Source organism: Cupriavidus sp. 291-E7 (genome assembly GCF_057798835.1).
In genome coordinates, this window is sequence record NZ_JBYOJV010000002.1 from 390,879 (window position 1) to 402,232 (window position 11,354).

Consider the following 11,354-nt stretch of genomic DNA (forward strand, 5'->3'; position numbering starts at 1 on the left):
GGCTCTTTCATTGGGGCGCGCGAGCCGGATCAGCGCGCTTTCAGAATGGCCTCGATCTGCGCGGCGGTGCGTTGCAGCGGTGGCAGGTAGTGCTTTTCCAGATAAGCCTGGTCCCGGCTGCCCAGCACCATGCTCAATCCCAGGCCCGCCACGGCCTTGCCGGTCTGGTCGCGCAGCGGCACCGAGATGCCCGCGAAACCGTCGGCCAGTTCGCTGACCAGCGTGCAGTAGCCATCGGCGCGCACTTGGGCCAGCTTACGTGCCAGGGCTGGGCGGGAGCTGATTGTGAATGGCGTCAGCTTGCGTAGTTCCGCGCCATCGAGATAGGTTGCCAGCGCGTCGTCATCGAGCCCCGCGAGCAACACGCGACCGAGCGAGTGGGCATAGGCGGGCATGCGCCGGCCGATGGCCATATCAACGCGCAGCAGTTGGCTCGGCTCCTCTCGCGCTACCAGCACGACCGATTCGCGGTCCAGCATCCCGATCGAGCAGCTTTCACCCACCTCGGCGCACAGCGCCTGCAGGAAAGGACGCGCCAGCTGCGGCAGATTCATCGAGGCAAAGTACGCGTAACCGAGGTCCATGACCTTGGGCGTGAGCGCGAACTGGCGGCCTTGCTGCGCGAGGTAGCCGTTGTGCGTCAGCGTCAGCAGCAGCCGTCGCGCCGCGGCGCGTGTGACGTCGAGCTGCTCGGCCACTTCCTGCATGGTCAGGTGCTCCACGCCGCTTGCGTACAGGCGCAGCAGCGCCAGCCCCTTGGTCAGGGAGTCGAGCAGTTCTTCCTTTTTGGGGATGTCGGAGGCGTCTTCAGCGGGATTGGCGGCGCGGCGCGGCATGGTGGATTGAAATAAGGGGTGGCTGCGGGTCAGACCGGACTTGCGTCCGGCGGCCCGATCCGTATGATAGGTGTTTTGCGAACAAATGTTCGCAAAACGTGAGTCGGTAGAAACCACGACAGAACAAGATTCAGGAGACGGCAATGAAGGTGATTACCACCGCGCAGGCGGCGGAACTCGTCCAGAGCGGCTGGACCGTGGCCAGCGCGGGATTTGTGGGCGCGGGACATGCCGAGGGCGTGACCGAGGCGCTTGAGCAACGCTTTCTGCAGGGCGGCCTGCCGCGCGACCTGACGCTGGTCTATTCGGCCGGGCAGGGCGACCGTGGCGCGCGCGGGGTGAACCACTTCGGCAACGCCGGCATGACCCGCGCGATCGTGGGCGGGCACTGGCGCTCAGCCACGCGCCTGGCGACGCTGGCCATGAACGAGGATTGCGAGGGATTCAACCTGCCGCAGGGCGTGCTGACGCACCTGTACCGCGCCATCGCGGGCGGCAAGCCCGGCGTGCTGACGAAGATCGGCCTGCATACGTTCGTGGATCCACGCACCGCGCACGATCCGCGCTACCACGGCGGCGCCGTCAACCAGCGGGCACGCGATGCGATTGCCGCCGGCACGGCCAACTGGGTGGAGGCAGTGGACTTTCGTGGCGACGAATACCTGTTCTATCCCAGCTTCCGCATCGATTGCGCACTGATCCGCTGCACGGCCGCCGATACGCGCGGCAACCTCAGCACGCACCGCGAGGCGTTCCACCATGAGCTGCTGGCGATGGCCCAGGCCGCGCACAATTCCGGCGGCATCGTAATCGCGCAAGTGGAGTCGATCGTCGACTATCACGAGAACCTGCAGGCGATTCATGTGCCCGGCATCCTCGTCGATTACGTCGTGGTCAGCGAACAGCCGGCGCACCATCAGATGACGTTCGCCGAGGCGTACAACGAAGCGTATGTGCGTCCGTGGCGCGGCGAGAAGGCCGATGCCGCGGAGAAAGCGGAAGAGGCCGAGGCATTGCCGCCCGCCTCGGCGCCGCTCGATGCGCGCACGATCGTCCAGCGCCGCGCCGTGATGGAGCTTGCCGCGCGCCGGCCGCGCGTGGTGAACCTGGGCGTGGGCATGCCGGCGGCCGTGGGCGCGCTGGCGCATCAGGCGGGGCTGGCCGGTTTCACGCTGACCGTCGAGGCCGGCCCGATCGGCGGCACGCCGGCCGATGGCCTGAGCTTTGGCGCCTCGGCCTATCCCGAGGCCGTGGTGGACCAGCCCGCCCAGTTCGATTTCTACGAGGGTGGTGGCATCGACCTGGCCATCCTGGGGCTGGCCGAGCTGGATGGCCACGGCAACGTCAACGTGAGCAAGTTCGGTGAAGGCGAGGGGGCGCTGATCGCTGGCGTGGGTGGCTTCATCAACATCACGCAAAGCGCACGCGCCGTGGTGTTCATGGGCACGCTGACCGCTGGTGGCCTGGAAGTGCGCGCCGTGAACGGTCAGCTGGAGATCGTCAAGGAAGGGCGCGTGAAGAAGATCGTGCCCGAGGTGTCGCACCTGAGCTTCAACGGGCCATACGTCGCCTCGCTCGGCATCCCGGTGCTGTACGTGACCGAGCGCGCCGTGTTCGAGATGCGCGCCGATGCCAACGGTGAAGCGCGTCTGACGCTGGTGGAAATCGCTCCGGGCATCGATCTGCAGCGCGATGTGCTGGACCAGTGCGCCACGCCCGTGGCCGTGGCGGCCGAGCTGCGCACGATGGATGCGCGCTTGTTTCAGCCAGGCGTGATGAAGCTCTGAGCGCTACTTGTCAACGATTAGAAAGTGGCCGGCAAATGCCCGGCCCAATATTGGAGGAAGCACCGTGCAACACCGTCAACATCGTCGTCTGGCGCTTTCGGCGCTGGCCGTGGCAGCCGCGCTGTCATGCGCATCCGTACCCGCGATGGCGCAGCAGAACTACCCGGACAAGCCGATTCGCCTGGTGGTGCCGTTCCCCGCGGGCGGTCCGACCGATACCGCCGCGCGCATCATCGGCCAGAAGATGGGCGAGACGCTGAAACAGACCATCGTCGTCGACAACCGCCCCGGCGCCTCGGGCACCATCGGCACCGAGACCGTGGCCAAGGCCGCGCCCGATGGCTACACGCTCGTGATGCTGGCCACCCCCACGCTGCTGGCGCCGCACCTGTTGCCGCGCAAGGGCTACGACATCTTCAAGGACTTCACGCCAGTCGGTAACGCCTACGAACTGCCGATCGTGATGGTCGTGAACCCGACCTCGCTGCCGGATGTGACCGACCTGCAGTCGTACATTGCACGCGCCAAGGCAGCGCCGGGCAAGATGAATTACACGAGCGCGGGCAATGGCAGCTTCGGCCATCTGTCCACCGAGCTGCTGAAGAACCTGGGCCACTTCGACGTGCAGCACGTGCCTTACAAAGGCAGCGCACCGGCGATTTCCGATCTGCTGGCCGGCCAGGTGCCGATGATGTTCTCGGACATGATCGCCGCGCTGCCGCACATCAAGGCGGGCAAGCTGCGTCCGATCGCGGTGGGATCGAGCAAGCGCGTGTCGTTCGCGCCCGAAGTAAAGACTGTGGCCGAGCAGGGCTTCCCCGGCTTCGATGCCTCGTCGTGGGGTGGCCTGCTGGTGCCGGCCGGCACGCCGAAGGATGTGGTGGCCAAGCTGTCCGACGCGCTCAAGGGCGCGCTGGCCGACGCGACCGTTCAGCAGAAGATGCTTGGCGCGGGCACGGTGGCCTCGTACCAGACGCCGGAGCAGTTGGCCACGCGCATGCAGAACGACTATGCGAAGTGGGGCAAGGTGATCAAGGACAACGGGATCAAGAGCGACTGATCCCGATGCGTTGAATTGAACGGTGCGCCTGGTCCCGCCGCGGGGTGCGTGGATCAGGCCTGCACCTGCAATACCTGCTGGAACTGCGACACGCCATTCAGATCACGAAGGTCCACGGTCAGCGCGCGCGATGCGGGATCGATGTTGACCTCGCCAAAGAACTGGAAGCCGGCAAACGGCGACATGTTCTGGGCAGTGGGCGCTTTCTGGTAGACGACGCGCGGGCCGAACGTGTTGTCGAGCGGATTCGGTCCGAAGCTGCCCGCGTTGAGCGGACCGGCCACGAATTCCCAGAACGGATCGAAGTCCTTGTACTGGGCGCGCTCGGGCGAATAGTGGTGCGCGGCGCAGTAGTGAACGTCGGCGGTGATCCACACCACGTTCCTGAGGCCGGCCTGCCGGATGCGCGTGAGCAGGCGCGCCATCTCCAGCTCACGGCCCAGTGCGGGACCATCGCCATTGGCGATGGCTTCCCATTTCGCGCGGCCCTGGGCGTCCTTTCCGTCGGGCACGCCGAGGCCGATCGGCATATCGGCGGCAATCACTTTCCACGTGGCCTGCGATGCCGTCATTTCGGCCATCAGCCAGTCCAGCTGCGCATTGCCCAGGAACGGCGTGCCGGGGCCTTCCGTGGTTTCGCGGTTGTAGCCGTTCGGACCGCGATAGGTGCGCATGTCGAGCACGAACACGTCGAGCAGCGGACCGTAGGCGATCTTGCGATGCACGCGCTCGGCCAGGCCCTGGCGATGCCAGCGCATCGGCGCGTTCTCCAGGAATGCGCGGCTGCCGCGCGCTACCAGCAGGCGTACGTCCTTCTCGGTGTAGCGCGCGTCGGCGGTCAGGTCCTTGGAATCGGACCAGTTGTTGGTTACCTCGTGGTCGTCCCACTGCCAGATCTGCGGCACCTGGCTGGCAAAGCGGCGCACATTGGCGTCCATCATGTTGTAGCGATGGCGCCCACGGAATTCCTTGAGCGTCTCCGCCACCTTGCTGACTTCCTCGGTCACGATGTTGCGCCAGATGCGGCCTTCCTCGGCCTTTTGCTCGGCCGCGATCGGGCTGTCGGCGTAGATCGTGTCACCGCTGTGGATGAAGAAGTCGGGGTTGCGCTGGCGCATGGCCTCGTAGATGCGCATGCCGCCCAGGTCGGGGTTGATGCCCCAGCCCTGGCCCACGGTATCGCCCGACCATACGAAGCGGACAGGCTTGTCAGCCGCCATCGGCCGGGTGCGGAAGCTGCCTTCCATCCACGCGCCCTGGCCACGGCGCTGTCCGGGGGTCTCAAACGCTACCCGCACGTGGTACGGCTGGCCGGGAAGCAGGCCGGTCAACTGGGTACGGGCCGTGAAATCGGTCTCGCTGCTGGCCAGTGGCCCCGAAATGCGCATCGCATCTCGGAAATTCGACTCTGTCGCGTATTCGACGATCATGCGCGACGGGCTTCCCGCGCGGGCCCAGACCACGAGTCCGTCGTCCGAAGGGTCGCCCAGTTGAATGCCGTCGGGCATGGCGGGGCGCCCGGACGCCACGACGGCCGGCGCGGCCAGCGCGGAGGACCCAAGCGAGGTCAAACCGGCGGCAAGTCCGGCGCCCAGGCCCAGAAAGCGGCTGGAAGTGCGCAGAAAGCCGCGGCGGGCGGCATCGGTGGGTTGTGCGCGCAGGTCGGAGGTCATGGCGGGTTTGTCGTATGGTGATGGGAGCACGTGCCGGGGCGCTATGCTCGCCAGCTATTGTGACGTGTTGTTGACACGTCATTGACATGTCAAGCGCAGATACTGGCCTATAGGCCCGGTGTCCGCTCCCGGACTCTGATGGTAGAATCCAAGTCTTTGATTTTCCGGGCAATTCATCTTTTCGCGAGTTTTCATGCCGCGATCGGCCCGTAGAACCGTTCCAGACGCGTGTCCGTTTGCCCCGGCGCCACGCCGTTGCAAAGGCACCCCATTGATGACGATGACGAACACCCCAGACCAGACCCCAGCCGTAGAGCAGACGTTCGAGAGCTTCGGGCTGGATGCGCGCATTCTGCGCGCCTTGTCCGACCAGGGCTATACCAAGCCCACGCCAATCCAGGCGCAGGCCATCCCCGTGGTGCTGCTGGGCAAGGATGTCATGGGCGCGGCACAGACCGGCACAGGCAAGACCGCAGGCTTTGCGCTGCCGATCATTCAGCGCCTGCTGCCGATGGCCAACGCAAGCGCATCACCGGCGCGCCATCCGGTGCGCGCACTGATGCTGACGCCGACGCGCGAACTGGCCGACCAGGTCTATGACAACGTGGCGCGCTACGCCCAGCACACCGACCTGCGCAGCACCGTGGTGTTTGGCGGCGTCGACATGAATCCGCAGACCGACGCACTGCGTCGTGGCGTGGAAATCCTGGTGGCCACGCCGGGCCGGCTGCTCGACCACGTGCAGCAGAAATCGGTGAACCTGTCGCAGGTGCAGATGCTGGTGCTGGACGAAGCCGACCGCATGCTCGACATGGGCTTCCTGCCGGACCTGCAGCGCATCATCAACCTGCTGCCCGCGCAACGCCAGACGTTGCTGTTCTCGGCGACGTTCTCGCCCGAGATCAAGAAGCTGGCATCGAGCTACCTCAAGCAGCCGGTGACGATCGAAGTGGCACGCAGCAACTCGACCAACGAGAACGTGCGCCAACTGGTCTTCCCGGTGCCGGACGGCCACAAGCAGGCCGCGGTGGTTCATCTGCTCAAGCAGCGCGCGACCGAGCAGCAATCGAAGCAGTGCATCGTCTTCGTGAACAGCAAGATCGGCTGTTCGCGCCTGGCGCGACATCTGGAGCGCGAGGGCATCAATGCCGCTGCCATTCACGGCGACAAGACGCAGACCGAGCGCATGCAGACGCTGGATGGCTTCAAGAGCGGTACGATTGACGCGCTGGTGGCCACCGACGTGGCTGCGCGTGGTCTGGATATTCCGGCCATGCCCTGCGTGATCAACTTCGACCTGCCGTTCAGCGCCGAAGACTACGTGCACCGCATTGGCCGTACTGGCCGCGCCGGCGCGAGCGGCGATGCGTTGTCGATCTACGTTCCGGGCAGCGACGACCGTCTGCTGGCCGATATCGAAAAGCTGATCAAGCGCAGCGTGCCGCGTGGCACGCTCGAAGGTTTCGATCCGACCGGCGAGCGTGCTCGCCAGGAAGAATCGGACCGCCGCCGCCAGCGCGCCGATGTGCGCCGCACGCGCGAAAACGGTGAAGGTGAGGCCGAAGCCGGCGCGACGCGCCGCCGTCGTACCGAGCCGAATGGCCGCCCCGCGTTCCGTCCGTCGGACGATCCGTTCTTCTCGCGTCCGTACGAGCCGTCGGGCAACTACACGCCGGCCCCGAAGCCTGAAGACCAGCTGGCCGCCGCGCTTTCGCGTGGCCGTCAGACGCCCAAGCGCCCCGTGGCGGCGCTGCTGGGCGGCGTACCGCGCAAATCGTAAGCCCCGTGCTTTGGGTGGATCAGCGTCAGTCGCTGATTCGCCACTGATTTGCCCACTGCTCCGTTGCCGCTGCCAGCCACGCGGCGACGGACGCTTCCCCATTCACGATGCCCAGATGCGCGCCGGCCTCCCGTAGCGCGCTAAGCGGTGCCGTTGTGTCCAGCGCCAGCGCGCCACTCTGCTTGCTCAGCTTTTCGCCAATCGAATTGACCACGACCGGCACGTGCAGGTAAGAGGGCGTTGGCATGCCGAGCAGATGCTGCAGATGGATCTGGCGCGGCGTGGAATCCAGCAGGTCGGCTCCCCGCACGATATGCGTGATGCCTTGTTCCGCATCGTCGACCACCACGGCCAGTTGATAGGCCCATAGCCCGTCGGCGCGGCGCAGCACGAAATCCCCGAGTTCCGTTTCCAGGTTCTGGCACTGCCGCCCCTGCCAGCGATCGTCGAAGCAGATGGTGGCGGCCAGGCCGTCCGGCACGCGCACGCGCCAGGCGCGCGGCAGTTTGCCGTGCAGGCCGTTGCGGCAGGTGCCGGGATATCCCAGGGTCTGATGCCGCTCGCGCACATGCACGAGCGAATCGGCTATCTCCTTGCGCGAGCAGCCGCAGGGGTAGAGCTGCCCGGCGGTTTCGAGCTGGCGCAGCGCATCGGCGTAGCGCGACTCGCGGCGGCTTTGCCAGACGGGCGGTTCATCGGGATGCAGGCCGAGTGCTTCGAGCGTGCGCAGGATGTCGGTGTCGGCGCCCTTCACACAGCGCGGATAATCGATGTCCTCGATCCGCACGAGCCAGTCGCCGTCATGGGCGCGAGCGTCGAGCCAGCTGGCCAGCGCGGTGACCAGCGAACCGAGATGCAGCGGGCCGGTCGGGGAGGGGGCAAAACGCCCCCGATAACGTTGCGGCATGGTGCTGCGCGATTACTCGAACGACTCCGGTAGCTGCGGCGCCTGCTGCATCAACGCCTGTGCGAGGCGCGGGTCTTCCAGCTTGCTGGACCACCATTGCAGCGCCTTGCCGCGCGTGTTCGTGCGCCACGCCGCCTTGAACGTGCCGGGCGCCCGCACTTCCACCGTTTCGCGCACCTGCAGCACGCCGTTTTCGATATGCGGCTGCGCCATCGGCGCGGGCAGCCAGCCGCATCCGAGGCCACGGATCTGCGCTTCGAGCTTGTCGCGCATGGTGGGCACCACCAGCACGTCCTGTCCGGCCAGCACGCCGTGCGTCCGGGCGGGCAGGTTGCGCGAGGTGTCGCCCACGGCCACGATGCGGTGCTTGGCGATCTGGATCGTGGTCAGCGGACCTTCCTCGCTGGCCAGCGGATGATGGGCCGCGACCGCGAAGACGAACGGGATCGTGCCGAGCGGCCGCACCTGGAAGCCCTGGGTGCTCGGCAACTCGTAGGCGCCGCCGATGATCAGGTCGGCGCGGTTGCTGACCAGCGCGTCCCAGGTGCCGCCCAGCACTTCCTTCGAGAAACGCAGCCGGGTGGCCGTGTTCTCGGCATAGAAGTCCTGGATCACCGGCATCAGCGCGCGGAAGTTGATCAGGTCGTCCACGGCGATATTGAGGTTGGCTTCCCAGCCCGTGGCCAGGCGCTTGACGCGCCGTGCCAGGTCGTCGGCCGCGTGCAGCAGGTGGCGGCCTTCGTCCAGCAGGGCACGGCCAGCCGGCGTCAGCTCGGCGCGGTGGCGCCGGCGGTCGAACAACAGCACGTCGAGGTCTTCCTCGAGCTTGCGGACCACATAGGTCAGGGCCGAGGGCACCTTGCCCATTTCATGGGCTGCGGCGGCGAAACTGCCTTTGCGCTCGATGGCGTCAAGGACTTCGAGAGATTCGAGTGACAGGGGCATATTCAGAATTTCTGAACAACTGCTTCTAACGCGGTGCCCGCCAATATACTCCCGCTCCCCTAAACTGCCTAGCATCGAAACGCCGCAGGGCCCGCAGCCAGTAGCTGATGGGTTCGAATTCCAGGCCACAAGGAGGGCCATCAAAATGATTGAAATCCGTAAGTCTGAAGAGCGCGGTTATGCGGACCACGGTTGGCTCAAGTCGTATCACAGCTTTTCGTTTGCCGATTATTACGACCCGCGCCACATCCAGTTTGGCCCGCTGCGAGTGATCAATGAAGACCGTGTGGCGCCCGGCATGGGCTTTGGCACGCATGGCCACCGCGACATGGAAATCATCAGCTACGTGCTGGAAGGCGAGCTGGCGCACAAGGACAGCATGGGCAACGGCAGCGTGATCCGCCCCGGCGACGTGCAGCGCATGAGCGCGGGCACCGGTGTGCGCCACTCGGAGTACAACCATGCGGCGCATGACACCACGCACTTCCTGCAGATCTGGATCATGCCGAACCAGCAGGGCATCGAGCCGGGCTACGAGGAAAAACGCTTCGATGCCGCCGACAAGCGTGGCCGCCTGCGTCTGGTGGGCAGCTCCGACGGCGCTGAAGGGTCGATCGTGATCCATCAGGACGTGCGCCTGTTTGCCGGGCTGTTCGATGGCGAAGAAGCCGCCTCGGTGGCACTGCAGCCGGGCCGCCAGGCCTATGTGCACGTGGCGCGCGGCAGGGTGTCGGTCAACGGCCAGCCGCTGGAAACCGGTGACGCCGCCAAGCTCGACGGCGTGGAAGCGGTGAGCCTGGACAAGGGCAGCGACGCTGAAGTACTGGTGTTCGATCTGCCGGCGTGATGGCGCATGCCGCCGGGAATCGGCGCCTGCCTCTGCGGCAGGCGCTTTTTTTATCATTGGTTAACCCGTAACCAGTGCTTACAGGTACTAAGACCTCTTGCCGCTATGCTATCGTCTGGCTATCCGCCATGCGACCGCCGCGGCACTTCGCCGCGCGCCGATTTATCGTCACGCGATGACCTTCGTATCCATTCTCCTGGCGCTGATTGCCGAGCAGTTCCGCGCCCTCGGCCGGAACAACCCCATCCACGACATCGTGCGTGCGCTGGGTGACCGGGCCGAGCACGCATTCGACACCGGACGTCCGCGCGATGCCGCGCTGGCCTGGCTCACCGTGGTGCTGCCGCTGACGCTGGCCGCCGTGATCGTCCACTATCTGCTGGCGTCGATCAGCGTTGCGCTGACGCTGGTCTGGAATGTCCTGCTGCTCTACCTGACGCTGGGCTTCCGCCAGTTCAGCCACTACTTCACCGATATCCACGAGGCGCTGAACCGCGACGACCTCCATACCGCGCGCACGCTGCTGCACGAATGGACCGGACTCGACACCCTGGAAATGCCGGTCAGCGAGATCGTGCGCCACACGCTGGAAGCCGCCATCGTGGCCGTGCACCGGCATGTGTTCGGGGTGTTTTTCTGGTTCCTGGTGCCAATCGGCCCCGGTGGCGTCGTGCTTTACCGGACGGCCGAATTCCTGAACCGCCAGTGGAATACGCCTTCGAACGAGCGCAGCCCCGCGCTGGGACGCTTTGCCGCCCGGGCGTTCTACGTGCTGGACTGGGTGCCTTCGCGTCTGACGGCCATCGGGTTTGCCATCGTCGGCAATTTCGAGGATGCCGTGTACGCGTGGCGCAATCACGCGCGCAAGTGGAACGACGCGGTCAACGGCATCCTGCTTGCCAGTGGCGGCGGGGCGCTTGGCGTGCGGCTGGGTCAGCCGCTGGCCGAAGAGGATTCCAGCGTGATGCTGCGTACCAGCCTGGCCGGCGTGGATTACGCACCGGGGATGGGCGAAGCGGAACCGGTGCCGCCTGAATTCGGCGCCGACCCTGGCGTCCGCACACTGCAATCGGCGGTGGGCCTGGTGTGGCGTGCGGTGATTCTCTGGATGCTGCTGCTGGCGATGATCTCGCTGGCGCTGTGGGTGGGTTGACCGGTTTCACCCGCCCCAATGCAAAGGCGCCACTTGCCGTGGCGCCTTTTTTATTCCTGATGCCTGCCGCATTGCCAGCACGCCGCGAACTGCGCCTCGTGCCATTCTCCGCAATGACGACATTGCCAGCGCGGCCCCGGTGAAGGGTTGGCCGCGGCATTCAGCGCGGCCCATGCGTCGGGTTCGTCCCCGTCATTGACGATCCACACCTGCGGCGCGCTTTCATTGAGCGGAATGTCGCCCGCCGCGCCCGCGAGCCAGGTATTGCGGACTTCGGCACGGATACCCGCGGCGCGCAGCACGTTCCGGCAATGCGCGGCGTGGACCAGCGAAGGCGTCCTCAGCAGCAGTTTCATGATGAAGCCG

General features: G+C 65.9%; 10 protein-coding genes. 5 read left to right on the plus strand and 5 right to left on the minus strand.

The genetic code is table 11. The annotated features are described in order from the left end of the window. Positions 1-29: 29 nt before the first annotated feature. Entirely contained in the window at positions 30-836 is an 807-nt protein-coding gene (locus AC3FLX_RS04725) for an IclR family transcriptional regulator domain-containing protein (RefSeq protein WP_488694315.1), read from the minus strand. Between the two features lie 143 nt (positions 837-979). On the opposite strand from AC3FLX_RS04725, the gene AC3FLX_RS04730 reads away from it, so the two are divergent. Both AC3FLX_RS04730 and AC3FLX_RS04735 read left to right on the plus strand, forming a co-directional pair. Further along, the gene (locus AC3FLX_RS04730) at positions 980-2,623 is read left to right on the plus strand and encodes an acyl CoA:acetate/3-ketoacid CoA transferase (protein WP_488694316.1); all 1,644 of its coding nucleotides are present in this window, start codon (positions 980-982) and stop codon (positions 2,621-2,623) included. Positions 2,624-2,711: 88 nt separating this feature from the next. After that, positions 2,712-3,683 carry a Bug family tripartite tricarboxylate transporter substrate binding protein gene (locus AC3FLX_RS04735; protein WP_488694715.1) on the plus strand — a complete coding sequence of 324 codons (972 nt, stop codon included), beginning with the start codon at positions 2,712-2,714 and terminating at the stop codon, positions 3,681-3,683. A 53-nt stretch (positions 3,684-3,736) separates the two neighbouring features. Here AC3FLX_RS04735 and AC3FLX_RS04740 read toward each other — a convergent pair whose 3' ends face one another. Next, complete coding sequence (locus AC3FLX_RS04740; protein WP_488694318.1) at positions 3,737-5,356, minus strand: alkaline phosphatase D family protein; 1,620 nt, start codon at positions 5,354-5,356, stop codon at positions 3,737-3,739. Between the two features lie 274 nt (positions 5,357-5,630). Here AC3FLX_RS04740 and AC3FLX_RS04745 point away from each other — a divergent pair, with 274 nt between their 5' ends. Beyond that, the gene (locus tag AC3FLX_RS04745) at positions 5,631-7,136 is read left to right on the plus strand and encodes a DEAD/DEAH box helicase (RefSeq protein WP_488694319.1); all 1,506 of its coding nucleotides are present in this window, start codon (positions 5,631-5,633) and stop codon (positions 7,134-7,136) included. Between the two features lie 25 nt (positions 7,137-7,161). On the opposite strand, the gene gluQRS is transcribed toward AC3FLX_RS04745, so the two are convergent. Both gluQRS and AC3FLX_RS04755 read right to left on the minus strand, forming a co-directional pair. After that, positions 7,162-8,043, minus strand: a complete 882-nt coding sequence (gluQRS, locus tag AC3FLX_RS04750) for a tRNA glutamyl-Q(34) synthetase GluQRS (RefSeq protein WP_488694321.1) — start codon at positions 8,041-8,043, stop codon at positions 7,162-7,164. 12 nt (positions 8,044-8,055) lie between these two features. Beyond that, positions 8,056-8,988: a LysR family transcriptional regulator gene (locus tag AC3FLX_RS04755; RefSeq protein WP_488694323.1), complete on the minus strand. Its 933-nt coding sequence runs from the start codon at positions 8,986-8,988 to the stop codon at positions 8,056-8,058. Between the two features lie 145 nt (positions 8,989-9,133). On the opposite strand from AC3FLX_RS04755, the gene AC3FLX_RS04760 reads away from it, so the two are divergent. Next, positions 9,134-9,835 (plus strand): pirin family protein, encoded by a 702-nt coding sequence (locus AC3FLX_RS04760; protein ID WP_488694325.1) that lies wholly within the window; start codon positions 9,134-9,136, stop codon positions 9,833-9,835. 175 nt (positions 9,836-10,010) lie between these two features. Continuing rightward, positions 10,011-10,988 carry a CobD/CbiB family protein gene (locus AC3FLX_RS04765; RefSeq protein WP_488694326.1) on the plus strand — a complete coding sequence of 326 codons (978 nt, stop codon included), beginning with the start codon at positions 10,011-10,013 and terminating at the stop codon, positions 10,986-10,988. A gap of 50 nt (positions 10,989-11,038) precedes the next feature. Here the strand turns inward: AC3FLX_RS04765 and AC3FLX_RS04770 are convergent, their stop codons facing one another. Beyond that, positions 11,039-11,344: a putative signal transducing protein gene (locus AC3FLX_RS04770; RefSeq protein ID WP_488694327.1), complete on the minus strand. Its 306-nt coding sequence runs from the start codon at positions 11,342-11,344 to the stop codon at positions 11,039-11,041. Positions 11,345-11,354 lie beyond the last annotated feature (10 nt).